The sequence below is a fragment of the Bifidobacterium cuniculi genome (assembly GCF_000741575.1).
GTDB classification, from domain to species: Bacteria; Actinomycetota; Actinomycetes; order Actinomycetales; family Bifidobacteriaceae; genus Bifidobacterium; species Bifidobacterium cuniculi.
Window position 1 is genome coordinate 17,298 of the sequence record NZ_JGYV01000026.1, and the last position, 26,009, is coordinate 43,306.

20 protein-coding genes and 2 pseudogenes are annotated in these 26,009 nt (G+C 66.4%); 7 read left to right on the forward strand and 15 right to left on the reverse strand.

Annotated elements, in window-relative coordinates:
• Window positions 1-51: 51 nt before the first annotated feature.
• Window positions 52-1,065, forward strand: a complete 1,014-nt coding sequence (locus BCUN_RS09900) for a LacI family DNA-binding transcriptional regulator (RefSeq protein WP_033516077.1) — start codon at window positions 52-54, stop codon at window positions 1,063-1,065.
• Here BCUN_RS09900 and BCUN_RS09905 read toward each other — a convergent pair.
• The 4 genes from BCUN_RS09905 to BCUN_RS09920 all read right to left on the reverse strand — a co-directional run bounded on the left by BCUN_RS09905 (window position 1,062) and on the right by BCUN_RS09920 (window position 5,456).
• Window positions 1,062-2,588: a glycoside hydrolase family 43 protein gene (locus BCUN_RS09905; protein WP_033516117.1), complete on the reverse strand. Its 1,527-nt coding sequence runs from the start codon at window positions 2,586-2,588 to the stop codon at window positions 1,062-1,064. The genes BCUN_RS09900 and BCUN_RS09905 overlap by 4 nt on opposite strands.
• Window positions 2,585-3,190 carry a family 43 glycosylhydrolase gene (locus tag BCUN_RS09910; RefSeq protein WP_033516079.1) on the reverse strand — a complete coding sequence of 202 codons (606 nt, stop codon included), beginning with the start codon at window positions 3,188-3,190 and terminating at the stop codon, window positions 2,585-2,587. The genes BCUN_RS09905 and BCUN_RS09910 overlap by 4 nt, the downstream gene beginning before the upstream one ends.
• 206 nt (window positions 3,191-3,396) lie before the next feature.
• The gene (gene xylA / locus BCUN_RS09915; protein ID WP_033516081.1) at window positions 3,397-4,746 is read right to left on the reverse strand and encodes a xylose isomerase; all 1,350 of its coding nucleotides are present in this window, start codon (window positions 4,744-4,746) and stop codon (window positions 3,397-3,399) included.
• Between the two features lie 212 nt (window positions 4,747-4,958).
• The gene (locus BCUN_RS09920) at window positions 4,959-5,456 is read right to left on the reverse strand and encodes an NAD(P)H-dependent oxidoreductase (RefSeq protein WP_033516083.1); all 498 of its coding nucleotides are present in this window, start codon (window positions 5,454-5,456) and stop codon (window positions 4,959-4,961) included.
• A gap of 167 nt (window positions 5,457-5,623) precedes the next feature.
• Between BCUN_RS09920 and BCUN_RS09925 the strand changes: the two genes are divergently transcribed.
• Both BCUN_RS09925 and BCUN_RS09930 read left to right on the forward strand, forming a co-directional pair.
• A complete protein-coding gene (locus tag BCUN_RS09925; protein WP_033516085.1) occupies window positions 5,624-6,793 on the forward strand; it encodes a hypothetical protein in 1,170 nt (389 codons plus the stop codon).
• Window positions 6,794-6,877: 84 nt separating this feature from the next.
• Window positions 6,878-8,173: an O-acetylhomoserine aminocarboxypropyltransferase/cysteine synthase family protein gene (locus BCUN_RS09930; RefSeq protein ID WP_033516087.1), complete on the forward strand. Its 1,296-nt coding sequence runs from the start codon at window positions 6,878-6,880 to the stop codon at window positions 8,171-8,173.
• 420 nt (window positions 8,174-8,593) lie between these two features.
• Here the strand turns inward: BCUN_RS09930 and BCUN_RS09935 are convergent, their stop codons facing one another.
• Window positions 8,594-9,634, reverse strand: coding sequence for a DUF559 domain-containing protein (locus BCUN_RS09935; protein ID WP_160257634.1), 1,041 nt, complete (start codon window positions 9,632-9,634; stop codon window positions 8,594-8,596).
• On the opposite strand from BCUN_RS09935, the gene BCUN_RS09940 reads away from it, so the two are divergent.
• The 3 genes and pseudogenes from BCUN_RS09940 (at window position 9,621) to BCUN_RS09950 (ending at window position 12,923) form a co-directional block, all read left to right on the forward strand.
• Entirely contained in the window at window positions 9,621-10,049 is a 429-nt protein-coding gene (locus BCUN_RS09940; RefSeq protein WP_033516089.1) for a peptide deformylase, read from the forward strand. The genes BCUN_RS09935 and BCUN_RS09940 overlap by 14 nt on opposite strands.
• Before the next feature lie 62 nt (window positions 10,050-10,111).
• Window positions 10,112-11,789 (forward strand): annotated as a pseudogene (gene ettA / locus BCUN_RS09945) (energy-dependent translational throttle protein EttA).
• Window positions 11,790-12,020: 231 nt separating this feature from the next.
• Window positions 12,021-12,923, forward strand: coding sequence for an acyl-CoA thioesterase (locus BCUN_RS09950; protein ID WP_033516093.1), 903 nt, complete (start codon window positions 12,021-12,023; stop codon window positions 12,921-12,923).
• A gap of 1 nt (window position 12,924) precedes the next feature.
• Here BCUN_RS09950 and BCUN_RS09955 read toward each other — a convergent pair whose 3' ends face one another.
• From BCUN_RS09955 to BCUN_RS10000, 10 genes and pseudogenes are all read right to left on the reverse strand, one after another.
• Window positions 12,925-13,434, reverse strand: a complete 510-nt coding sequence (locus BCUN_RS09955; RefSeq protein WP_051921027.1) for a DUF3180 domain-containing protein — start codon at window positions 13,432-13,434, stop codon at window positions 12,925-12,927.
• Window positions 13,434-14,210, reverse strand: coding sequence for a hypothetical protein (locus tag BCUN_RS09960; RefSeq protein WP_051921028.1), 777 nt, complete (start codon window positions 14,208-14,210; stop codon window positions 13,434-13,436). Before BCUN_RS09960 ends, BCUN_RS09955 begins: the two co-directional genes overlap by 1 nt.
• A 74-nt stretch (window positions 14,211-14,284) precedes the next feature.
• Window positions 14,285-16,360: an ATP-dependent zinc metalloprotease FtsH gene (gene ftsH, locus BCUN_RS09965; protein WP_033516095.1), complete on the reverse strand. Its 2,076-nt coding sequence runs from the start codon at window positions 16,358-16,360 to the stop codon at window positions 14,285-14,287.
• Window positions 16,357-16,920: a hypoxanthine phosphoribosyltransferase gene (gene hpt / locus BCUN_RS09970; RefSeq protein ID WP_033516097.1), complete on the reverse strand. Its 564-nt coding sequence runs from the start codon at window positions 16,918-16,920 to the stop codon at window positions 16,357-16,359. The genes ftsH and hpt overlap by 4 nt, the downstream gene beginning before the upstream one ends.
• Window positions 16,889-17,996 (reverse strand): annotated as a pseudogene (gene tilS / locus BCUN_RS09975) (tRNA lysidine(34) synthetase TilS). Before tilS ends, hpt begins: the two are co-directional and overlap by 32 nt.
• Window positions 17,997-18,004: 8 nt before the next feature.
• Window positions 18,005-19,384: a D-alanyl-D-alanine carboxypeptidase/D-alanyl-D-alanine endopeptidase gene (gene dacB / locus BCUN_RS09980; protein WP_152598091.1), complete on the reverse strand. Its 1,380-nt coding sequence runs from the start codon at window positions 19,382-19,384 to the stop codon at window positions 18,005-18,007.
• Window positions 19,385-19,474: 90 nt separating this feature from the next.
• Window positions 19,475-21,097 (reverse strand): ABC transporter permease, encoded by a 1,623-nt coding sequence (locus BCUN_RS09985; RefSeq protein ID WP_152598090.1) that lies wholly within the window; start codon window positions 21,095-21,097, stop codon window positions 19,475-19,477.
• 8 nt (window positions 21,098-21,105) lie between these two features.
• A complete protein-coding gene (locus BCUN_RS09990) occupies window positions 21,106-21,963 on the reverse strand; it encodes an ABC transporter ATP-binding protein (RefSeq protein WP_051921030.1) in 858 nt (285 codons plus the stop codon).
• Between the two features lie 92 nt (window positions 21,964-22,055).
• Entirely contained in the window at window positions 22,056-23,312 is a 1,257-nt protein-coding gene (locus tag BCUN_RS09995; protein ID WP_033516103.1) for a glycosyltransferase family 2 protein, read from the reverse strand.
• Window positions 23,312-24,823 carry an AI-2E family transporter gene (locus BCUN_RS10000; protein WP_033516130.1) on the reverse strand — a complete coding sequence of 504 codons (1,512 nt, stop codon included), beginning with the start codon at window positions 24,821-24,823 and terminating at the stop codon, window positions 23,312-23,314. The genes BCUN_RS09995 and BCUN_RS10000 overlap by 1 nt, the downstream gene beginning before the upstream one ends.
• A 138-nt stretch (window positions 24,824-24,961) precedes the next feature.
• Between BCUN_RS10000 and BCUN_RS10005 the strand changes: the two genes are divergently transcribed.
• Window positions 24,962-25,936 carry a glycosyltransferase family 2 protein gene (locus tag BCUN_RS10005; RefSeq protein ID WP_051921031.1) on the forward strand — a complete coding sequence of 325 codons (975 nt, stop codon included), beginning with the start codon at window positions 24,962-24,964 and terminating at the stop codon, window positions 25,934-25,936.
• The last annotated feature ends 73 nt before the right edge of the window (window positions 25,937-26,009 follow it).

Genomic DNA, 26,009 nt, shown 5'->3' on the forward strand with positions numbered 1-26,009 from the left:
TGATGCACGGGACTTCGAAAACCTTACGTTCTCCCAGCAAAGGAGCTGACCATGACCGACCCCGTCTCCGCCCCCAAGGTCCGGCTGTCCGACATCGCCGCGGCGACCGGCTACTCCCTGGCCACCGTGTCCAAGGTGCTCAACGGCCGCACCGACGTAGCCTCGTCGACGCGCCGCGAGATCGAACAGGCCCTGCGCGCCAGCGGCTACACCGCCCATTCCCGGGCACCGCGCGCCCAGCGCATGATCGAAGTGGTCTTCCAGGACTTCGAGACGCTCTGGGCCCTGGAGGTCCTGCGTGGCGTGCTGCGCGAGACGAAGGCGCACGACGTCAGCGTCATCACCACGGAAAGCGGCGACCGCCAGCACCCGGACGCCTCGTGGGTCGACGGCGTCCTGAGGCGCCGGCCGATCGGCGTGATCCTGATCTTCTCCAACCTGACCGACGAGGAGAAGGCGAAGCTCGACCGCAACACCATCCCCTACGTGGTCTTCGACCCGTCCGGCCAGCCGTCGGTCGACGACATGTCCGTACAGGCGGACAACTGGACGGGCGGCGTGATCGCCACCCGACACCTGCTGGAGCTGGGGCATCGACGCATCGGCATCATCACGGGCCCCGAGGAGATGATGTGTTCGCGCGCCCGCCTGGACGGCTACAGCGCCGCCCTGGCGGAACAGGGCCTGCCCCTGGACCCCGCGCTGGTGACCGAAGGCGACTTCACCACGGACGGCGGCTACGCGCAGGCCATGGAGCTGCTGGCCCAGCCGGACCGCCCCACCGCGATCTTCGCGGGCAGCGACCTGCAGGCGATGGGCGTCTACGAGGCAGCCCGGCAGAACGGCCTGCGCATCCCCGAGGACCTGTCGGTCGTGGGATTCGACGACGTGCAGACCGCCGCCTTCCTGGGCCCCGCCCTGACGACGGTGCGCCAGCCGCTGCAGGACATGGCGAGCGCGGCCGCCGGGATGCTCATCGACACCGTGGACGGCCGCGACCCGCAGCGTCACGTGATCCTGCCGACCACGCTCGTCGTGCGCAATTCCACGCAGCGGCTGCCCTAGGCCGGCAGTTCGATGCCGACGGTGCAGCCGACGAAGCCGCCCGCCCATTCCGTGCTCAGGGCACGAATGTCCACTTCGGCGGCCGGCTTCGCGGTGCCGTCGCCGTGCAGCCGCACCACGCCGCCTGCGACGATTGCCTTCCAGGGGCCGTTTCCCTGCACGCTCCCCTCGTCCACGCGTCCGTCGGCGTGCATCGACCACCGCAGGTACCCCGGTCCGCTGAAGAGGTCGAGCCGGTGGGCATCGTCCTGACGGATGCGGAGGTGACCTTCGGCCGGCACCGTGATGACACACCGTTCCTCCTGGATCCGGTGGTAGCGCATGCCTTCCCGTCCGCGCACCGTGAGTGCGCCTGCTTCGGCCAGCAGATCCTCCACGTCCAGGAACTGGGTGTCCGTGCGGTCGAAGCGGACGTGCAGGATCCGCACGCCTTCCCCGTCCGCCTCGAGATGGCGGACCAGCCGTCCCACGTCCCCGGACAGCACGGGCCAGCCGGGAGTGCCATCGACGTCGACGTTCCGTGGGGTCGGCTCGTGTTCCCAGTTGATGGGTGCGATGAAAGTCTCGCGTCCCAGGAAGTTCAGCGCCGGTCCCCATTGGGTGGGTGTCTGCCGGGTGCCCAGGCATGCCAGCCACCAGCCGAGGCGCGGGTGGTGCAGCAGGTCGGCGTGTCCCACGCATTGGACGGGTTCGCCGTTGCCGAGCATGCGGTGGGTGAGGAAGGGGTTCTTGGGGTCGGGCCGGAACAGCCTCCCCGGTTGCGCCTCGGTCAGGGCCTCGCCTAGGCCGTGTGGGGTGTGGGCGCGCATGACCATCTCGCCGTGGTCGCATCCGGTGCCGCCTTCCGCGGTCATGAGGTAGGTCCACTCCCCCATCCGGTATAGGTGTGGCCCTTCCGCCCAGACGGCGTCCAGTCCGTAGCCTTGCCACAGGGGTGTCATGGCGCTGCCGGCCACGAAGGTCCAGGCGTCCGGGTCGATGGGCCGGGTCCAGATCTCGCCCTGCCCTTCCACCCGCGGGTCGGGCGCACCGTGTGTCTGCGTCCAGTAGACGATACCGTCGGCGTCCTCGAAGAGGTCGGGGTCGATGCCTTCGGCGCCGGCAATCCAGTACGGCCCCTCCCAGGGGCCTTCCAGGTCGTCGGCCACGAGCACGAAGTTGCCTTGGGCTGCCAGGAAGAGGTCGAGCTTCTTCCTGTCCACGCCGGCGTCGCGGGCCGCCTGGTCGTCCATGCGTGCCACGGTGCAGGCGATGGCGTAGCGTCCGTGGATCATGCGCAGGGTCGGTGCGTACAGGCCGCCGGAGTCGAGCACGTAATCGAGGAGCAGCTCGTGTGCCATGGCTTCGTCGACGGCGTGGCCGACCAGCCGGTAGTGTGCCAGGTCGTCGGTCACGTGGATCGGCAGGCCGGGCACGTATTCGAAGGTGGAGTTGACCAGGGCCACGCGGTCGTGCCCTTCGTCCCACATCCAGCTGGGGTCGGGATGCATGCCGCGCAGCACGGGGTTGAGGATCCCGCTCATGGGCGCACCTCCCCCGCCTCGGGTCGGTAGTCGAAGCCGGTGAAGGTCGCCGACGCGCGGTAGCCGGACATGTCGACCGTGCACAGGCCCACGGTGGCGCCCGTGAAGAAGCCGCGGCCATGCTGCCACGCGTAGTCGTCGGAGAGGATGCGCGCGTCGGGCCATGTGCCGGTCTCCTGCCACGGTCCGTCGTCGAAGGCGTAGTCGTAGGTGTAGCGGGAAGTGCGTATGCGCGTGCGCAGCCGCACCGTGCGCGTGCCTTCGGGCACGGGCACGCTGCCGCACAGGTAGGTGGTGGTGCGGTCGGTGAAGGAGGCGTGCACGCTCTTCACGTTCGTGGCCACCAGCCAGTACCGGCCATGGGCGTAGGAGATGTCCGGCGCCCAGACGCCGAAGGAGCTGGCGACGCCGCGCAGGTCCAGCTGGCGTGCTTCGCGGATCGGCGAGCGCACGGCGGTCCAGTTCGCCAGGTCCCGGGAGACGTGCAGGTTGACCGCGGGCCACCAGTCGAAGGTGGAGTTGGCGAGGACGTAGGTGTCGCCGACGCGGATGAGGGCGGGATCCGGGGCGAAGCCGGTGAGGATGGGGTTGGTGATGGACATGGCGCTCCTCGGGGAAAGACTTCGGATACAAAGGGACGCCCGGCCCCGGTCGCTTCGGGCATGGGCGACCGGGACCGGGCGTCAGGTGCGCCACCCGTGGAAGGAAAGGGAAAGGACCGGGGTGTGCGCATCGGGGCACGATACGGAGGTGCTGGGCCGTCCGCCGCGGCCATGCGGAACGCCGCGGCGGACGGGAGGGGCGGGCGTCAGGCTTCGGCCAGGGCGTCGACGATGTAGTTGTTGATCGTGGCCTTCACGTCCTCGAGGTGGTCGGGCTTGGTGGAGGCGATGATCTCGGACTGCGGCATGTCGATGGCGTAGTCGTTGAGGGAGGCCAGGGTGGCGGTGCCGTCGTCGATGGTCTTGCCGATGCCGGAGTCGTAGGAGGCGTAGCGGTTGGCCACGAGATCCTCGATGTACTTGTCCTCATGCATCTTGGCGGCCACGAGCAGGCCGGCGGCGAAGGAGTCCATGCCGGCGATGTGGGCGCGGAAGAGGTCTTCGGCGCTGAAGGAAGTGCGGCGCGGCTTGGCGTCGAAGTTCAGGCCGCCGCGCGGGCCGATGCTGCCGGCGTCGAGGACTTCCCACATCACGGAGGTGGTCTCGTACAGGTTTGTCGGGAACTCGTCGAGGTCCCAGCCCAGGAGCATGTCGCCCTGGTTGGCGTCCAGGGAGCCGAGGATGCCGTTGTCGCGGGCGACGCGGATCTCGTGCTGGTAGGTGTGGCCGGCGAGGTTGGCGTGGTTGCCTTCGAGGTTGAGCTTGAAGGTGTCCATCAGGTCGTAGGCGCGCAGGAAGTTGGCGGCGGTGGCGGCATCGAAGTCGTACTGGTGCGTCATCGGTTCCTTGGCCTTCGGCTCGATGAGGAACTGGGCGTCCATGCCGATCTCCTTGGCGTAGTCGGCGCACATGTGGAAGAACTTCGCCATGTGCTCCTGCTCACGCTTCATGTCGGTGACCCACAGGTTCTCGTAGCCTTCGCGGCCGCCCCAGAACACGTAGTTCTCGGCGCCGAGGCGCTTGCCGATCTCCAGGGAGTGCTTGAGCTGGCCCGCGGCGTAGGCGTACACGTCGGCGAAGGGCGAGGTGGAGGCGCCGGCCACGAAGCGGGGGTTGGTGAACAGCGAGGAGGTGTTCCACAGCAGCTTGATGCCGGTGGCCTTCATCTGCTCCTCGATCTTGTCGACCACGCGGTCGAGGTTGGCGTTGGTCTCGCGCAGCGTCTCGCCCTCCGGGGCGATGTCGCGGTCATGGAAGCAGAAGAAGGGGGCGCCGAGCTTGGTGAGGAACTCGAAGGCGTAGTCGACCTTGGCCAGGGCGTTGTCCATCGGGTCGGAGTACTTGCCGTCCCACGGACGCTGGGCGGTACCGTCGCCGAAGGGGTCGGTCAGCCGTGCATCGAAACTGTGCCACCAGGCGACGCCGAAGCGCAGCCAGTCCTTCATCGTCTTGCCGGCGACGACCTTGTCCGCGTCGTAATAACGGAAGCCGAGGCCTTCCTTCTCACCGCCCTTGCGGCCGACGTACTCGATCTTGTCGATGTCCCACAGTCCCATGGTTCACTCCTTTGTGTTGATGTTGCGGCGACGTTCTGTGTTGCGTCTTGATCGATATAGTAAAACGGCCAAACTATATTTGTCAAATCGTCGAACTAAGAGCGTGTCGTGAGGGTTTCCAAGGCATCCGTGCATCGACGGAAAGCTCGGGAATGCGATCGGGGCCGGTGACGGACATCGTCCGTCACCGGCCCCGATCGCATCATCGGCCCTCAGCGCAGCAGGTCGGCGTACCGCCCGGCGACCGCCGCCAGGTCGTCGTCGGCGATGCGGTGCGCGTGGTGCAGCAGCAGCGGCTCCTCGAAACGCATGCCCAGGTAGTTCGCTGTCATGCGATAGGGCTGGAGCACCTGCGCCATGGTGGCGCCCTGCTTGCCGTCCTCGGCATAGTCCTCCAGCTTGCCGCCCGCCGTCACCGCCAACAGCATGCGCCTGCCCTCGAGGCTGGAGCCATCCACCTCGAAGACAGCATCCTCCCACTCCTTGAGCAGGGCGGGCGCGCTGTACCAGTAGAGCGGAAACTGGAAGACGATGAGGTCGGCGTCGGCGGCGATCGCACGTTCGCGCGCCACGTCGATCCGGAAATCGGGATACTGCGCGTACATGTCGCGCACGACCGTACCCGGCACCTGCGCCGCCGCGTCCATGAGCGCACGGTTCGCGCGCGAATGTTCCATATGCGGGTGGAATACCATGACCGAAGTCGCCATCGTGTGCCTCCTATGCCTCACTGTCGCCCGCCGTCCGCGACACAGCAGGCCCGCTTCCACTGTAACGCCGTCGCCGCACCCCGTTGCGCTGGGCGCGAATCGCCGTCGCGGCAGTCCGTGGGGCGGAGACGGCGCACTGGCATCATCGTTTCCGACGGGGGAACACCGTGACGAATCCTTACGGCAACCCGCAGCCCTACCGCCAGCAGCCATATCGGCAGCAACCGTATGCACCGGCGGCAGGCGCGCCGCAGCAGCAGACGCAACAGTCGCCCTACCAGGCCCCGCGCCATCCGCAGTACGTCGCCCCCATGCCGCAGCCACAGGCCACGTACACCCGCCGGCGTCCCGCGCGCACCATGAGCAGCCGCACACTCGCGGCGCTCATCATCGGCATCTTCGCGTTCGCGTTCGTCTTCGGGGGCACCTACGCCATCGTGATGGCCAGGCAGTCGCATGCCCGTACGGCCTCCGCCAGCCAAGGCGCCATCGACTCCCTGCGCGCCCGCGGGTACGAACCGGACGACTACGTCGACGATGACGGCCGCGTCAAGGACGAACAGGTCTACTACTACGCCCAGTCCGAGGGATTCAGCCGGTACGCCGACGCGCTGGTCGCCATGCGGGACAAACACCTGCACATGGACGTCGACCGGATCCTGGAGATCCCGCCCGAGAAAAGCAGACGTGGCGCCGACTACTACCACGTCTGGATCACCTGGCTGACCGACCAGCACGCCGCCCAGTACTTCGGCGACGACCGCGTGACCAGCGACCCCAACGAGATCGAGAAATACTACGACGCGCAGATCGCCGCACTCGATGACATGGAGCAGCAGTTCCTCAAGGGCGAGGACCTCGGGTTCACCGTGCGCGCCAAGCAGGAGGACGGCACCTGGAACATCCTGCAGACCGATGACCAGGACGCAGTCAGCCAGCAGGAACAGCAGCCCGACCGGCCGGCCACGCAGGATACGGTCGCCACACTGACCGCGAAATGGGAACAGGCCATCACGTCCGTGCCCGACACGCCTAGTGCCGACGGCACCTACACGCAGGTCGGCGAACAGCTGGCGGCATCCGTGGGACCGACCATGAACTACGACTTCCAGTCGATCTACGGCCACTGCACCATGGACGGCAGGCTGGGTGACCCGAACACCTTCGGCGCCTACTGCCCGCTCACCCCGCAGGTCATCTACCTGAACACCGACAGCAACCAGGACGCCAACGACGTGCGTTCGCCCTACTACGCCGCCGACATCCGCCACGAACCGGCGCACGCCAGGTGCACGCCGGCCAGTACAAGGTCTCCTGAACGCCGCCCGTCCACATAGGTGGACATCCCTCCCTGCCACGGCGCCGCCATGCTTAAATGCTGTCTGTCAGACCAACGCATGCCATCTCAAGGAGCGCAACGCATGAGCGAACACGTGGACACCATCTGTGTACAGGGCGGCTACCAGCCGGGCAACGGCGAATCCCGCACCCCGCCGATCATCCAGGCGACCACCTTCAAGTACACGTCCAGCGAGCAGATGAGCCGCCTGTTCGACCTGTCCGAATCCGGCTACTTCTACACGCGCCTGCAGAACCCCACCAACGACACCGTCGCCGCGAAGATCTGCGAGATGGAGGGCGGCGCCGCGGCCATGCTCACCTCCTCGGGCCAGGCCGCCAACTTCTTCGCCCTGTTCAACATCTGCAACGAGGGCGACCACATTGTCGCCTCCTCCGCCATCTACGGTGGCACCTTCAACCTCATCAACGTCACCATGCGCAAGATGGGTGTCGCCTGCACCTTCGTGAGCCCCGACTGCACGGACGCAGAGCTCGAGGCCGCCTTCCAGCCGAACACCAAGGCCGTCTTCGGCGAATCCATCGCCAACCCCGCGCTCATCGTGCTCGACTTCGCCAAGTTCGCCGACGCCGCCCACCGCCACGGCGTGCCGCTCATCGTCGACAACACCTTCCCCACCCCCGTCAACTGCCGACCCATCGAGTTCGGCGTCGACATCGTCACCCACGCCACCACCAAGTACATGGACGGCCACGGCTCCTGCGTCGGCGGCGCCATCGTGGACTCCGGCAACTTCGACTGGATGGCGCATGCCGAGAAGTACCCCGGCATGACCACCCCCGACGACTCCTACCACGGCGTCGTCTACGCGAAGGACTTCGGCAAGGCCGCCTTCATCACCAAGGCCACCGCGCAGCTCATGCGCGACTTCGGTTCCACCCCCTCCCCCGTCAACTCCTGGATCATGGGCATGCACCTCGAGTCGCTCGGCGTGCGCATCGAACGCCACTGCGCCAACGCGCTCGCCGTGGCCGAGACGCTCCAGGCGGACCCGCGCATCTCCTGGGTGAACTTCCCCGGCCTGCCCGGCGACAAATACCATGCGCTCGCCGAGAAGTACATGCCGAACGGCACCTGCGGCGTCATCTCCTTCGGCGTGCCCGGCGGCCGCGAGAAGGTCTCCGCCTTCCTCGACCACCTGAAGATGATCTCCATCGCCACACACGTGGCCGACGCACGCAGCTGCGTGCTCTACCCTGCCGGCACCACCCACCGCCAGCTGACCGAGCAGCAGCTCGAGGAGGCCGGCGTCGGCATCGACCTGGTGCGGCTGAGCTGCGGCATCGAGAACCAGGACGACATCATCGCCGACCTCAAGCAGGCACTGGACGCCGTGTTCGGCCCGGTGAAGGCGTAGGTGTTTTCCTGCGTCAGGGGGGTTGCGATGCCGGATGGCCTCGCGACCCCCTGACGCGTGCTGCGAGTGACGACGTTGGCCGCTGCGGCACCCTGTATCGGTCCATTGCCTCGATGGCGCCACCTCTTCCCGGTGGACCTATCTGCCTTAAGTGCGTGTTTCGGGCCCCGCTCGGGACTCTATCTGCCTTAAGTGCGGTTGCCTAGAAGAGCACATGAACGACGAAATGCCATCTATAAGCAAAATAAACACTTCTTCAATTAAAACAATGGCAGATAGGCAAGGATAATTGGTTTTGTAAGTAAGGTGTCGCAGGCGCAACCGCACTTAAGGCAGATAGAGTCCCGAGCGGGGCCCGAAACACGCACTTAAGGCAGATAGGCCACGACAAGAACAACGACCCCGAATGCCCAACCTCACTCAGCAGGACCACCAAGCGCGCTGCCGGCGCCAGCGACGGCCATCGAACAGCTGGGCATCCGTGAGCGGCGGCACGGGGTGAAAATCACAGCCACTGCGTTCCCGCACCGCATTCGCCACGCGATCGACCAGGCGTTCAATCATCTCGGGGTTTTCCAGGTCTTCTTGCGTCACTTGGATGACGATCCATCCCATGTCCTCGAGGTCCTTGCGTCGGTTCACATCCGCCGCCCATTGTGCGGCATGGTGCCTGCCGTCATATTCCAGGGCGATCCCCAGCTCCTTGAATGCCGCATCCAAGTAAAAGTGGCCGCCGCGCAGGGAGTTCTCCACCCTCACGTTCACCTCAGCGTTGCCGAAGCCACGGCGCAGCAACAGCAGCCTCATGCGGCTCTCCTGCGAGGAATCCGTATCCTCACGCATGATTCGCAGGGCCTTGTGGCATTTTTCCCAGCCGCGGACCTGCCGACGGCGATGCTCGCTGCCCCACTCCTCCAGACGGTGCAGATACTCCTGCAGGGATTCCAAGGTCATCCTCTTGAGACGCCGGTCACGCCGCATCAGGCACTCGCCCAGCACCACCAATTCCTCCAAGGAGGCTTCGGCCCCCATCATCGTCCAGGCACATTCGGCCGTCACCCGCCATACGTTCGCCTTCACGCGGTTCATCTCTATCAGGCCGTTCCACATGCGGCACGCAATGGCGTCCGTGTCGTTCCTTTTACGCACATCGTTCACCACGCGCTCCAGCCTGTCAGGTACCAGCCGCAACTCCCGGGGCAGCTCGGCTCCCAGCAGCACCACTGCAGTCCTGCCGCTGAACGCCACCGGCCCTTTCAGCTCTCCGGCCGCGGCAAGACACCGTGCCTCCATGGAGCGCTTGGCTTCCATCAGTTCCTGCAATTGCATCGATCCCATGCGCATGAGACTGCCATGGACCGGCGCGAATGACAAATCGGGATTCTGAAAATGTGGAAATGTGGATAGACTGGATGGTCCCGATACCGAGAAGAGCAGAAAGACCACCATGATCCGCGACATCACCACATCCGTCGACTTCCTGTCCAAGCCGTCGCAACCGGCCGATCCGACCGACCCGCTCGACAGCGCCATCGCCCACGACCTGGCGGACACGCTCAAGGCCAACCGCGACCGCTGCGTGGGCATGGCGGCGAACATGATCGGCGAGGACCGGCGCATCATCGTCTTCGTGGACGAGGCGATGGGCGGCGCGGTGAGCGTGATGTTCAACCCGCGCATCACGGCCGCCGACGGCGCCTACGACACTGCCGAGGGCTGCCTGAGCCTGCACGGCGAGCGCCGCACGATCCGCCACGACCGCATCGAGGTTGACTACCTGACCCGTACCGGCCGCGCACGCCACGCCACCTTCACGGGGTATGCCGCGCAGGTCATCCAGCACGAGATCGACCATTGCGACGGCATTGTCATTTGAGACTGGAATAATGGTCAGCGCACTTCGACCACTTTTCAACCTTCCGACAGAATGGAACATCGTTGGCAGAGTTTATTTACCAGATGATCAACGCCCGTAAGGCATACGGCGACCGCGTCATCCTTGACAACGTCACCTTGAGCTTCCTGCCCGGCGCAAAGATCGGCGTCGTGGGCCCCAACGGCATGGGCAAGTCGACGCTCCTGAAGATCATGGCCGGCCTGGACACCGTGAGCAACGGCGAGGCGCAGCTGACCCCCGGCTTCACCGTGGGTATCCTGCAGCAGGAGCCGCCGCTGGACGAGGACAAGACCGTCGGCGAGAACATCAAGATGGCCTTCGGCGACATCGCAGCGAAGGTGGAGCGTTTCAACCGGATCGGCGAGGAGATGGCCGACCCGGATGCCGACTTCGACGCGCTCATGGAGGAGATGGGCACGCTGCAGACCGAGATCGACGCCGCGAACGGCTGGGACCTCGACTCGCAGCTCGAGCAGGCGATGGACGCGCTGCAGTGCCCCGATCCGGACACCCCGGTATCCGTGTGCTCCGGTGGCGAGCGCCGCCGCGTGGCGCTGTGCAAGCTGCTGCTCGAGGCTCCCGACCTGCTGCTGCTGGACGAGCCGACCAACCATTTGGACGCCGAGTCGATCCTGTGGCTGGAGAAGTTCCTGCACCAGTACCCGGGCGCCGTGATCGCCGTCACCCACGACCGTTACTTCATGGACAACGTGGCGGAGTGGATCTGCGAGGTCGACCGCGGACAGCTTTACCCGTACAAGGGCAACTACACCACGTACCTGGAGACCAAGGCGAAGCGCATGGAAATCCAGGGCGCGAAGGACGCCAAACTGGCCAAGCGCCTCAAGAGCGAGCTGGACTGGGTGCGTTCCTCGCCGAAGGCCCGCCAGGCGAAGAACAAGGCCCGTCTGGAGCGTTACGACCAGATGGAGCAGGAGGCACGCAACTCCAAGAAGCTCGACTTCTCCGAGATCCAGATCCCGCCGGGACCGCGTCTGGGCTCGACGGTGCTCGAGGCCGAGCACATCCACAAGGCCTTCGGCGACCGCGTGCTCATCGACGACCTGAGCTTCACGTTGCCGCGCAACGGCATCGTGGGCGTGATCGGCCCCAACGGCGTGGGCAAGTCGACGCTGTTCAAGACGATCGTGGGCTTGGAACCGCTGTCCGGCGGCGACCTGAAGATCGGCGAGACGGTGAAGATCAGCTACGTCGACCAGAACCGTGCCGGCCTGGACCCGAACAAGAACCTGTGGGAGGCGGTCTCGGACGGCAACGACTTCATCGAGGTCGGCGGCATCGAGGTACCGACCCGCGCCTACGTGGCCAGCTTCGGCTTCAAGGGTTCCGACCAGCAGAAGCTCACCGGCGTGCTGTCCGGCGGCGAGCGCAACCGCCTCAACCTGGCGTTGACGCTCAAGCAGGGCGGCAACCTGCTGCTGCTCGACGAACCGACGAACGACCTGGACGTGGAGACCCTGGAGTCCCTGGAGAACGCACTCATCGAGTTCCCCGGCTGCGCTGTAGTGATCTCCCACGACCGTTGGTTCCTCGACCGCATCGCCACGCACATCCTCGCGTGGGAGGGCACGGACGAGAACCCCGCGAACTGGTACTGGTTCGAGGGCAACTTCCAGGCCTACCAGGAGAACAAGATCGCCCGCCTGGGCGAGGAGGCCTCCCCGTCCGCACCGCCTGCACCGCAAGCTGACGCGCTAGGGCATATGCTCCTGAGAAATCTTTCGTTTTTTCGTGATATTTCCAGGACGCGGGCTGCACGTGCAGCCCGCGTCCTGGAAATATCACGAAAAAACGAAAGATTTCCATGCATGTGAATGCAACCACACCCGAATCCCCTTCCACCCCACGCCGGCAGCATAGTCGGCTGCACGTAACACGGCTTGGTTACACTGCACGGTAGCTTGCCCCCCTGGTGAAAGGATCGAAGACATGAGCGACAGCGAGACGCCACTGCAGCGGTTGGTGAAGGTGCTCCAGCTGGGCACCCCCTCCTCCTACCGCGACCATACCTACATCAGCGGGGAAAGCATGTACTTCCCCACCGGACGGGTCTACGGAGGACAGGTGATCGCCCAGTCGCTGGTGGCCGCCTCCAAAACGGTGCCCGAGGGACGCCTGCCCCATTCGATCCATGGCTACTTCATCGCCCCGGGCGACATCCACCAAGACCTCCTCTTCGATGTGGAGACCCTGCGCGACGGCCATTCCTTCTCCGCCCGACGCGTCAACGTCACGCAGTCCCAGGGCCCGATCCTTACGGCAATCGCCAGTTTCCAGAGCCATGGCCAGGATGGCGTGGAATACTCCGATGCGATGCCCGGCGACCTGCCCGCCCCGGAGGACCTGCCCAGTTCGAAGGACCTCATGGCCCCCTTCGCCGACAAGTCTGCCTTCGCCGAGTTCTATGCGCAGAAGTCCCCCTTCGACATCCGGTACGTCTCCAAGCCGATCCTCATGGGCCCCGACGAGGAGAGCCACACCGCCGACAGCGGCAGGCAGCTGGTGTGGATGCGCGCCGACGGCGAACTGGACGTCCCGCAGACGCTCCACCGTGCGTTGCTGGCGCTGGGATGCGACCAGATCATGCTCGAACCGATCCTGCGCCGTGCCGGCCTGACCGTCATGACGCCGGGCATCTCCTTCGCCTCCATCGACCACTCCATGTGGTGGTACCGGGACATCGACGTCACCCAGTGGCACCTCTACGTGCAGGACACCCCCACCGCCGGCCATGGCCGCGGTCTGAGCACCGCGAAGGTGTATACGCGCGACGGCGTCCTGGCTGCGGCCATGACGCAGGAGGCGATGGTGCGCGTCCCGCAGGCCGACTGAGCTATGCCAGACCCTGCTGCTTGCGTTGCGTGGCGGTCGGATGCTCGGGGCCGTCCGTGGGCGGCAGCTTGCACAGTCCCTCGCTGACGATGCCGAGCACGAGGTCGATGAGGCTGGCCACGGCGGCGATGGCGCATTCGACGATGACGCCGCGATAGTAGGAAGCCTCGAACCTGGGCATGAGCGTGACGATCTGGCCGCCGTACCAGCCCAGGAGGAAGGCGCCCGCCACGGCGAGCGCCTTGGCGTAGACCAGCGTCTGCAGGGCGCGCTCGGGCGTGACGGTCCTGAGCTCGAGCTTCTTGCGGGCATCCGCGGTCGCCCAGCGGTGCACCTGCCAGGCCAGCACCGTGACGACGACGCCGACGGCCACCATGAGTGCCGACACCAGCCACGAGGTGCCGAGGAAACCGATGTTGCGCCGTTGCGCCACGTAGCCGAGCAGGCCGCCGAGGACGGCGCCCACCACGCAGGTGACGACGTAGACCCATGGCCTGGTGCGATGTGCCATCAGTGCCCTCCCCCGATGATCCAATGGTCGGACGCGAGTCCCACGAAGGGCGCGTCGGGCGCATTGGCCAGGGCGAAGGCCACGGGGTCGCCGTCCACGGTGGCATCGGGATCCATGTCCATCCAAGGTGCCAGGAACGCCGCCCGCTTGGCGCCCTGGAGGTCCAGGCCGGCGCGTTCGCGCGACTGCAGGCCGTCCATGGCCACCACGCCGAGGCCCACTGCCCCTTCATGGGTTCCGTGCAGGGCCTGCAGCATGTTGTTCAGCTGACGCAGGCTCATGGTGGTGTGCAGGGCGATGACGGCGCTGTGGGATGCACGGCCGTCCGGTGCCGTCACATGGTAGAGCGGCGAGATGCCTTCGACCTGCGTGCCGGGGATGCCGTCGATGGCGACGATGGCGGCCCGCATGACGTCCTCGGCGTTGGGGACCGCGCTTTCCATGGCGATGACGGCGCCGCGGCTGACGTGTTCCACCGGCAGCGCCTCGCCGACGGTGTCGCGATCCGTGGCGACGGCGTACCGTCCGGGCATGTCGTCCACCGCGAAGTCCACGACGACTTCGACGTGTCCGCAGGGAACCCTCAGCGCGACTTCCTCGGCGAGGTCGGCGGCGATGCGTTCGGCCGTGGCGTCGCGCATGGTGGCGAGCACCTGGCGGACCACCTGTGCCGCCAGTGCGCTGTCGATGGGATCCTCCCCGGTGCACGTCACCTCGACGTGCCAGGTGGTGTTGGGGATGTCGACCCCGGTGAAGCTCAGGGTATGACTGGTCACGATGCCTCCTTTGACGACAGGGGCCCGGCCGCGTGGCGATGCCGCGCGACGGGCCCCTGCATATTCGACCGGCCTTACTGCTGGTCCATGCCTGCCGACTTCTTGAGCGACTCCGGGATCGGTACCGGCGGCAGCTGCGAATCCGGACGGTGCGGGTTGCTCAGCCATACCTCGCGCTGCGGCGCCTTCTTGATGTTGGCGAAGATCTCCTTGAGTTCCTTCTCGTTGAGCGTCTGCTTGACCAGCAGCTGACGCACCAGCTCGTCGAGGATCTCACGGTTGTCCATGATGATCTGCCAGGCCTCGGTGTGCGCGGTCTCCACGAAGTTCATGACCTGCTCGTCCATCATCTGCGCGGTCGCGTCGGAGTAGGCGCGCGGACGCAGGCCGTCGAGTCCCTGGTCGTCGTCGGAGTCGAGCCACTTGATGGCGCCGAGCTGGTCGGTGAAGCCGTATTCGCCAACCATGTGGCGCGCGATCTTCGTGGCCTTCTCGATGTCGTTGGATGCGCCGGTGGACGGGTCGTGGAAGACGATCTCCTCGGCGGTGCGGCCGCCCATGGCGTAGGCCATCTGGTCGAGCAGCTCGTTGCGGGTCTGCGAGTAGCGGTCCTCGGTGGGCATGACGGCCGTGTAGCCGAGGGCGCGGCCACGCGGCAGGATCGTCACCTTGGTCACCGGGTCGGTGTTGTTGAGGGCCGCGGCCACCAGGGCGTGGCCACCCTCGTGGTAGGCGGTGTTGCGCAGTTCGTCGAGGGCCATGCCCTTCGAACGGCGGCGCGGACCGGACATCACACGGTCGATAGCCTCGTCGATAGCGCGGTTGTCGATGAGCTGGGCGCCCACGCGGGCACACAGCAGGGCCGCCTCGTTGAGCACGTTCGCCAGATCGGCGCCCGTGAAGCCGGGGGTGCGCACGGCGATGGCGTGCAGGTCGATGTCCGGCACGAAAGGCTTGCCCTTGGCGTGCACCTTGAGGATGGCCTCGCGGCCTTCGAGGTCCGGCGCCTCGACCGCCACCTGGCGGTCGAAACGGCCCGGGCGCAGCAGTGCCGGGTCGAGCACGTCGGGACGGTTCGTGGCGGCGATGATGATCAGGTTCGTGTCGTTGTCAAAGCCGTCCATCTCCACGAGCAGCTGGTTGAGGGTCTGCTCGCGCTCGTCGTGTCCGCCGCCCATGCCGTTGCCGCGCTTGCGGCCGACGGCGTCGATCTCGTCGATGAAGATGATGGCCGGTGCGTTCTTCTTCGCCTCGTCGAACAGATCACGCACACGGGAGGCACCGAGGCCCACGAACATCTCCACGAAGTCGGAGCCCGCCATCGAATAGAAGGGTACGCCCGCCTCGCCGGCGATGGCGCGCGCCAGGAGCGTCTTGCCGGTGCCGGGAGGGCCGTAGAGCAGTACGCCGCGCGGGATGCGCGCGCCGAGCGCCTTGTACTTGGACGGATCCTGCAGAAAGTCCTTGATCTCCTCGACTTCCTGGACCGCGGCCTCCTCGCCGGCCACGTCCGAGAACTTCGTCTTCGGGATCTGGCCGTCGGAGAGCTTGCCGCTGTTCTTCTTGCCGCCCATACCCAGCATGTTGCTGCCGTTGCCCATGCGCGAGAGCAGCCACCATGCGAACAGGAAGAAGATGACGAGCGGCAGGAAGGAGCTCAGCAGGTACATGAAGGTGCTGGACTGCTTCATCTCCACGGTCCAGCCGTTCGTGGCCTGCGCGTCCTCCACGGCCTTCACCACGTCATCCTCCTGCGCGGTGGTGAAGTAGAACTGCACTTCCTTGCCGTAGTTGCGTTCCTGCTGCGACGTGGGGTCGGTGGCCTTGTAGTCGTCCTTCAGCTTGAGCTGCACCTGCTGCGTGTTGTCGACGATGGTGGCGTACTCGATCTGCGGGCTGCGCGATTCGAGGATCTGCATGCCGTCCTTCGTGTCGATCGTCTGCGGTCCGCCGGCGTTGAACATCTGGAACAGCAGCACGCCGAAGGCGATGATGACGACGACCCACAGCCATGGGGACTTCCAGACCGGGCGCTTGCCGCCGTTGTTGTTAGTGTTGGGGCTGCCGGAACCGCCGAAGGGGTTCGTGAACGGGTTGTCCTGCCGGTTCGGACCGCCCTTGGGTTGTTGTGGGCCCTGAGGCACGCTCATGCTGTTGCTCCTTCGTACACTTCCGGCTTCAGCACGGCAATCGAGTCGAGATTGCGGTACTCCTCGTCAAAGTCGAGTCCGAAACCGACGACGAACTCATCGGGGATGATGAATCCCTTGTATTTCACATCCAATTGCACCTGGTGGCGTGCCGGTTTCTCCAACAGCGCGAAAATCTCGACGCTGGCCGCCCCACGGCGCTTGAGCTCCTCCACCAGCCAGGAGAGGGTGACGCCGGAGTCCACGATGTCCTCGACGATGAGCACGTCCCTGCCGCGCACGTCCGTGGTCAGGTCGCTGCGCACCGTGACGTGGCCGCTGGTGCTCGTGCCCGAGCCGTAGCTCGACAGGCTCATGAAGTCCATCTCCAAGTGGATGGACATGGCCTGCGAGAAGGCGGTGAGCGTGTTCACCGCACCCTTGAGCACGCAGACCAGCAGCGGGACCTTGCCTGCATAGTCGGCACTGACCTGTGCCGCCACTTCCTTGATCTTCGCCATGATCTGGTCATGGCTGATGAGTTCGTGGTCAATCTCTTCTTGCACGTCGACGATTTGCATGCGTTACATCTTCGCACACCTCAATGACGTGTTTCTTGCGAATCGCTGAATGTTTTCTGGGAAGTTCCACGGCCCCCTGTCCACGCCACGAGGAGACCAGGGCTTCGACGGCACGCACGTGGCGCTCGCCGCTGCCGGGGGCGCACCGGGCGAGGACATGCGCGATGACACGCCAGCGGATCGCCTCGGGTTCGCCGGCGAGCAGGCGCGCATCCAATCGCGCGCCGTCCCCCCGCATATTGCACGGCCCGCGCCTCGGCCTGCGCGGCCAGGGAGTCGAGGAACTCCACGTCGCGCCTGGCGATGCGTGCGCCCTGGGCGAGGCGGCACGCCATGTCGGTCCCGGCGAAGCGGGAGAACTGCGGCAGCAGGGTATGCCGCACGCGCGAGCGCAGCGGATAGCCGTCGGGCAGCGGTTCGTCGGCCGGCCATGCCTCACCGTTGGTGGGGTCGTCCCAGTAGTCGAGGCCCAGCTGTCCGCAGATGGCGGTGGTGTCCGCGCGGGACAGGTCCAGGAAGGGCCGCAGGAAGCGCACGCCGTGCACGACCTGCATGGCGGGCATGCCGGCCAGGGCATCAGTGCCCGTCGCGCGCATGAGGTCGATGAGGATGCCTTCCGCCTGGTCGTCGCGGGTATGTGCCAGCAGCACCACGGCGGCCTGCAGTTCGCGGGCGGCGTCGACGAGCGCATCGTAGCGGGCGGTGCGGGCGGCTGCCTCGAGCCCCGCAGGCGCCGACCCCACTTCCACCTCGCGCACGGACACCGGAGCCAGTCCCAGCGCCTCGCAATCGTCGGCGGCACGCCGTGCGACCCGCGCGGAGCCCTCCTGCAGACGGTGGTCGACGATGACGGCGCCACAGCGCAGGCCGCGCATGCCGCAGGCGATGTGCGCGACGGCGGCGCAGGCCAGGGAGTCTCGGCCGCCGGAGCAGGCGACGAGCACCAGCGGCGCACCGGGCATCGGCTCATGCTCGCCGTGCGCGGCGAAACGACGGTCCTGGCGCCCCAGTCCCGCCTTATCGAGGGCGGCACCCATGGCGCCGACGGCGCGCCTCATCTGCGGGGAGTATGCCATGGCCGCCCTCACAGCCTGGCCAGGGCGGCGACGAAGCGGTTGACGGCGGTGCGAGCCCCCGCCATGTCGGACGGGTTGTTCACGATGACGGCGAAGGCGGCGACGCCGCCGCCTTCGCGCGAGACGTTGCCGGCCATGGAGGTGACGGTGCCCAGGCTGCCCGTCTTGACGCGCAGGAGCCCGGAGGCGTCGGCGTCGGCGAGCCGCGTGGCGGCGGTGCCGACGAGACCGGCCATCGACAGCCCCTCGGCGGCGGCCGGCGCGATGCCGATCTCGAGGTTGCGTTGCTGCACCTGCGCCAGCGTGGACACGGTCAGCCGCGAACCCGGCGAGAGCCCGGAGCAGTCGGCCATGGTCACGCCGTCGGTGTCCACGCCGAGCTTGTCCAGCTGGGCGAGCACCGCCTGGGTCGCACCCTGCGGGGAGTTGGCGACGCCTTCGTGCAGGGCGAGCAGACGGCCGAAGAGCTCGGCCAGCGTGTTGTCGGAATGCTGCAGCATGAAGGCCATGACGGCGCTCAGCGGCGCCGAGCTGACGGAGGCGAGCGCCGTGCGGTGTTCCGGCACGGCGACCTGTTCGGGAGCGGCGGCCTGCACGGTGATGCCCTGTGCCGCGAGCAGGGTGCGGAAGGTGGCGGCGGTGTCCTGCGCGGTGGTCTGCGACAGCTGCGGGTAGTCCTCGAAGGTGTCGGGGTCGTCCAGCGGCCGCACCCGCTGGCGGCCGCCGTCGATGGCCATGGAGGAGACGCCGGTGTAGTACAGCTGGTCGCCGTTGTTCTCGCTGATGCGCGCCGGGTAGCGTTCATCGCCGAAAAGCGAGTCGTCGTAGTCGACGGTGACCTTCGTCACGCCTTGCTTGCGCAGCGCCTGGGCGGTGTCCTGCGCCAGGGTCGCCAGGCCGGCGCGTCCGTTGACGTGTGCGGCGTCGCTGGCGCCGGCGCCCAGGAGCATGTCGCCTTCGCCGCTGAGGATTACCGTCGAGGAGCCGTCGGACCCGGTGGCCAGCAGCGTACGCGTCTCGAGGGTCGAGCCCATGTCGAGCACGGAGGCGGCGGCCAGGGAGGTGAGGGTCTTCATGGTGGAGGCAGGCTCGCGCGCCGTGTCCGGCTGGTGGGAGGACACGACGGTGCCGTCGGCTTGCATGACGGCCACGGAGACGTCCTTGCCGACGGCCTTGTCCGCGCACAGCCGGTCCACGAGCTTTGCGGCCGCCGCGGCGTCGATGGCCTTGTCGCGGTCCGCCGGCGCCACCAGCGGCGTGCCGGCGCGCACGGTGCGCGCATCCGCGAAGGTGGTGCCATCGACGGCGGCGAAGGTGAGCGCGCCGTCCACCCAGTCGTTGCCGTCGGCGACCACGTAGCCGGCCGCCAAGGCCACGCTGGCGAGCATGGACACGATGACCGTCGCCACGCGGCGCACGTGCCTCCTGCGGCATTGCCCGCGCTGTTCGTCCGTCAGTTCCTCCACGGTACCTTCCCGTCATTGCTGCAAGGCTGCATTCCTTTCCAACGTGCGCAGCACCTTGAGCATGCGCACGTCCAGCAGCTTCGCGCCCAACCATACACCAAGGGCACAGATGGCGATGCCGTTGGCGAGCGCGATCGCCATGATCCACGGGTAGTATTCCAGTCCCGCGCCGAACAGCAGCCAGAGCGTGCCGCCGATGGTCGGGGCCATCACCAGGGCGGAGGCACCCATGAACAGGAAGGGGATGAAGGCCTGGGCGACCATGCGTCCCTGCGGGTTCGCGAAGGGCTTGTCCATCGAGGGCACGGGGTAGATCATGGCACAGTTGAACACCTCGGCGGCACCCAGGCTGGCCAGCGACCAGGAGAAGCCGGTGACGGTGAACACAAGCGCGAGGAGGGAGTCCTGGGCATCGCGCCAGACGCCGGTGACGGCATAGGTGACCAGGCCGAGCACCACGAAGTAGACGACGAACAGCGTCACGTAGGCCATGACGCGGCCGCGGCGGTCGGTGCGGCCGTCGACGCCGGCGATGACTTCCATGGAGAAGCCCATGCCGTCGTAGGCCAGTCCGTTGGCCTCGCCCATCAGCATGATCCAGCCGGCGATCAGCAGTCCCAGGAAGGGGAACCAGGGGCCGACGTCCCCGCTCTGCAGGAAGAACAGGGCAACGAACAGGACGGGCAGCAGCAGGAACATCGTCTGGCGCACGTCACGGCGCAGCAGGCTGAGCACGCGTGCGCAGATCGCGCCGGCCGGCGAGTCGGCCGTGCGCGCGAAGGCGCCGATGCCCTTGATGGAACGCGCCCCGTTCTGCTCCCCCAGGGTGCGGCGCTGGCGGTGCAGGCACCAGCTGGAGACCAGGAAGCAGGCGACGACGGTGAATGCGGCGATGGCGACGCGCGCCAGGGCCGCCCACCAGGCGCCGGCGGCCACGTCGAAGGGCACGGCGAACAGGCAACCGAGCGGCAGCCACGAGAAGACCTCGGTGGGGCCGAGCAGGGCGTCGATGCCGATGGTGACGCTGCCGTTCATGAGCATGCTGGGCAGCTGGGACACGGTAACGACCAGCAGCATGACCACCACGTAGACCACGCTCTTGCCGCCGGCGGTGCCGATGAGCGTGTCCATGAGCGCGAGCGCCGCCTTGCAAAAGCAGACGGTGAGGATGACGATGCAGGGGGCCATGATGATCTGTGCGAGGACTGCGCCGGCGCCGTAACCGCGGTAGGCCATGGACCACAGCATGAGGCATGCGGTGGCGGCCAGCGAGGCGACGCCGCTCAGCGAGGAGAGGATGATGCCCAGCTGCAGGCTGCGGTCGGGGATGCCGAAGGGTGCGAACTTGCCCATGCTCATGGTGGATCCCTCGCCGAAGACCATGGCCTGCATGAGCATGACGAAGAGGATGGCGACGGTGCCGCCGACGACCATCGCGACCCACAGGAGGGGGCGCCACTCTTGGCCGGCCGTGCCGACGGCGAAGGCGCCGACGACGGTGCCGACGACGGTGCCGAGCGCCATGAGTGCGGCGAGCACCATGGCGACCACCTGCCAGGCGGAGGTCTTGAGGCCGCTGAGCGTGAGCGCCCACTTGAGGCGTACGAGCGTGCCGACGGCGGACGGTGGCTTCACGGCGGCCGTCATTGCGCCACCCCTGCCGTGTCCGGCTCGGCGCCGCCGTCGAGCCAGCCCAGGTGGGCGGCGCCGTGGCGGCCGCCGACCAGCTGCAGGAAGCGTTCCTCGAGGTCCTCGCCGGCGGCGACCTGGGCAACCGTGCCGGCGGCAGCCACCTGGCCGTGGTTGACGATGGCGACGTGCGTGCACATCCGCTCGACCAAGGCCATGACGTGGGAGGAGATGATGACGGTGCCGCCGGTACGCACGTATTCGACAAGGATGTCCTTGATGTTGGCGCTGGAGACGGGATCGACCGCTTCGAAGGGTTCGTCGAGCACGAGGATGCGTGGCGAGGCGATCATGGCGGAGGCCAGGCACACCTTCTTGGTCATGCCGGCGGAGTATTCGCGCACCATGGTGTTCGCGGCGGCGGCCAGGTCGAAGGCGCCCATGAGGTCCATGGCGCGCTTGGAGGCCTCGGCGCGCGGCATGCCGCGCAGCATGCCCGAATAGACGAGCATCTGCATGCCGGTGAGGGTCGGGAAGATCTGGTCCGGCTGGGGCATGAGGCCGATGAGGCGCTTGGCCGTGTCCACGTCCTGCCAGACGTCATGGCCCAGGATCATGGCCATGCCCGCGTCGGGCACCAGCATGCCGGTGACCATGTTGAGGGTGGTGGTCTTGCCGGCGCCGTTGGGGCCGACCAGACCGTAGAAGGAACCGACGGGAATGTCCAGGGACAGGCCGTTGACGGCCACCTTGTCCCCGAAACGCTTGAACAGGCCGCGGACGGACACGGCGGCCGACGGATTGGGTGCGGGCAATGCGGGCGGTGCGGGCGATGGCACCGCAACCGGCGCCGGCATGGGTTGTTGGCTCATGCCTCCCAACGATAACAAAGCGCGCAATCCTTCGCAACTGTTGTCATTCCATGCAACACATCATGCACGGATGCCGCGTAATTCCTCGTTGATCACACTGTCAGGGCGGCCGGGTCCCCCGCTGGGGCGCCCCGGTGCACGATCGGTTTCCACTCGGCCTTGGCGAAGATGGCCATGAAGGAGATGGGCACGTAGCTGAGCATGTAGATCGGGAAGCTCAGCACGTAGGCGAAGAGCTCCTTGTTCGTGGCGCCGATGTTCTTGCGTTCCACGACGGCGGTGAGTGCCGCCAGCGCCATCATGACGATCACGGAGTTGACGATGCCGGTGGTCCAGTTGAGCAGCGACGCCATCTGGCTGGCCCAGCTGACGAAGCCGCAGGCGGCGAACAGCATGCCCATGGCGATGCGGATCACGGCGATGACCATGAAGGGGCAGATCCACAGCATGAAGTCGATGGTGGAGAAATCGCGTTCCTTGATGCCGCGGCGCAGCAGGGCGGCCCCATAGTACCGGAACACCTGCAGATAGCCCTTGCTCCAGCGCACCCGCTGGCGCCAACTCTGCGCAAAGGTCACCGGCTGCTCGTCGTAGAGGATGGCCGTGCCCACGTAGCCGATGCGGTCGCCGTGCAGCACGGAGTCCATGGTGAACTCGAGGTCCTCGGTGAGCAGGTGGAATTTCCAGCCGCGGTTGCGGCGCATCACCTGCTGGGAGAACATGAAACCGGTGCCTCCCACGTGGCAGCTGTTGCCGAGCACCATCCGGGAGGCGGTCAGGAAGCGCGACTCGCGGATGAACCACAGGGCCGCACCGGAGGACACCCAGTTCTCGGAGAGGTTGACGGCGTTGCGGTAGCTCGTCAGGATGTGGAACCCCGCCTGGAAGCCCTTGTTCATCTCGGCGAAGTAATGCCGGTCCAGGCGGTTGTCCGCGTCGAAGACGAAGAAGGCGTCGTAGCGGTCGGCATCATGGGAGTCGAGCATCCTGTTGAGCAGGTAGGTCAGGGCGTAGCCCTTGCCGATGCGTTCCAAGTCATGCCGTTCGACCACGTGGCAGCCCAGTTCGCGGGCCACGCCGGCGGTGTCGTCGGTGCAGTTGTCCGCCACGATCCAGATGTCGATGAGGCGCGCAGGGTACGTCTGCGTCTGGATGTCCCGGATGAGGTTGCCGATGACGTTCTCCTCGTTGCGCGCGGAGATGAGTACGGCATAGCGCCGGTCCATGGACGCCGCGGGGAAGGTGACCGGCTTGGAGAACAGCGATACCACGATGCAGAGCGCCTGGTATCCGATGCTCAACCCGCCGGTGACCGTCAGCAGGATGTCAAGGATGTCGAGCAGGACCATCAGTGCCACTGGCTCCTGGGGTTCTCGGCCGACGGGTCGCCGGACGCATCCGACGACTTGGCGTCGCCGTCCGGGGACACGGGCATGGGGCCGGGATCCTCCATGGCGAAGTCCTCGCCCTTGCGCAAGGCGTTGAGCCCGCGGCCCGAGACGTTCGCGTCGAGCACATGCTTGGGGATCGCCATGGTCGGCGACTCGGGGTCGGACGCGGCCTCGTCCGTGGTGCCGTAGGTCGCCTGCTGCAGCTTCTGGATCTCCTCGTCGAAGGAGACATGGGCGCTGGAGCCCTTGGCCTGGCGCGGCATGGGCATGTGGTCGCTCACCGGCTTGATCACATGGTCGTTGAGGGCGTCCGCCGCCTCGACCATCTTCGACTTCTTCTTGACCTTCGGGTCGTTCATGAGCGGCGAATCCACCAGCGGGTACTGCCTCATGGACACCTTGAGCAGCACCTGGATGCTGGCGGCGATGGGCAGCGCCAGGAAGGCGCCGATCGCGCCGAAGATGGAACCGAAGAAGAGCACGGACAGGAAGGCCATGCACGGGTTGATGTCCATGGTGCGTTCGGAGATCTTCGGCGCCAGCAGCAGGTTCTCGATCTGCTGGTAGACGGTGATGAACACCACCACGCCGATCGCGTAGCCGATGCCGCGCTCGCCCCAGGCGAACAGTACGGGCAGCGCACCGCCCAGATAGGTGCCGATGGTGGGCACGAACTGGGAGACCACGCCGCAGAACAGGGCCAGCGGCAGCCAATACGGCACCTTGATGAACATGAGGAAGATGCCCGTGCACGCCGCGTTGATGGCGGCCAGGATGGAACGGGAGAACAGGAAGCTGGAGATCTGGCCCTGCACGACGGTCCACACCATGAGGAACTTGCGCTGCGACTGGGGCGCCACCCACTGGCACAGGCTGCGGCGCAGGCGCGGGCCGGCGATGGAGATGTAGAAGGCCACCATGATGGCGGTGGTGACGTTGAGCAGGCCGCCGACCACACCGAAGGTGGTGCTCAGGGCCTGGCCGGCGAAGTCGCTGACCCAGCTGGTCTGCACGTGCTTGAGGATCTCCCCGCCGAGGCTGTTGATCTCGGGCAGCCTGAAATCGGTGCGCGAGGCGATGTCGGTGGCGATCTGGTCGTACAGGGCCGGCAGGCCCTTGACCATCGAGATCATCTGCTGTACGAACATGTTGCCGAACAGCGCCAGCAGCACGACGATGATGACCAGCAGGCCCACCAGGCAGGTGACGGAGGCGGCACCGCGGCGCCACCCGTGGCGGATGAGGCGCAGGACCAGCGGTTCGACGGCAAGCGCGAGGAACAGCGCGATGATGATGTCCACCGCAATGAAGCTGACCTTGCCCCACGACTTGAAGCAGAACCAGCCAAGGAACACGGCGATGACGGCGTAGAACAGTGCACGCGAGTACCACTCGGGGGGTCGGCGGGGGTCGCCCTTCATCGGGAAGAGGGACGAGACGTCGAGTTTCTGCTTGGCTTGGTTGCTCATGCGGCCCATTCTACCTACCCATGGACCGGACTTGGCTGCGACCACGCCGAAAACGCCACGCGTTGAGCGAACAGGCACGGGTTCCCGCCCTGCGAACAGGACGGACACTGTACGGGAGGGCCCATATCCTTGTGAACTATGTTGAATGTCTCGATCATCATCCCGGCATGGAACGAAGAGGAACGGATCGCCGTCTGCCTGGACAACGCACTGCGCCAGACGGTGATGCCGTACGAGGTCATCGTGGTGGACAACCGCTCCACGGACAACACGGTGGCCGTCGTCGAGCAGTACATGAAGGACCATCCGGACGCCCCGGTCCGCCTGTTCCACCAGGACAAGGAGCAGGGACTCATCCCGACGCGCAACTTCGGCCTCAACGCCGCCACCGGCGACGTGCTCGGCCGCGTGGACGCCGATTGCATGCTCAAGCCCGACTGGGTGGAGGTCGTGGCCGGCATCTTCACCGAGGATGCCGAGGCGATGGGCGCGACCGGCCCCGTGACCTACTATGACATGCCCGCACGCAAGATGGCGCTGCGCGGCGACGACCGCGTGCGACGCCACACCTACCGTGCGGACGGCGGTCTGGTGCTGCTCTTCGGCTCGAACATGGCCCTGCGCGCCTCCGCCTGGCATGAGATCGCCGACGAGGTGTGCCTCGACAAGGAGGACGTGATGCACGAGGACATCGACGTCTCCCTGCACCTGCTGGGCCGCGGCATGAAGACGGTGTACTCGAAGCGCATGATCTGCGGCATCTCCGCACGCCGCATGGACACCTCCTTCAAGTCCTTCCGCAAGTACATGAAACGTTTCAAGAACACCTTCGAGGCACATCCGGAGCATTGGCGCAAGCACAAGTCCGAACGGACCCTGTACTTGATGTATCCCTGGCTGCATGCCCTCTTCCCCGTCTACCAGCAGTACCTGGAATCCCAGGACATCAACCCCGCGGCCCGCGTCTGGCTGCGCGAACAGGTCAAGCTTGCCAAGACGGAGGGCGACGACCTGGAGGACCTGCCCGGCATCGACGAATTCGTGGAGAAGATTCCCACGGACATCCCGGGCGTGGACGAAGTGGACGCCAGCATCCCCGACATCGGTGACTGAGCCCCTCTCCCCATAAGAAATTGTTCATTTTTGAACAAAAACTTGGGGAGGCTGACCACACCGGGTGTGGTCA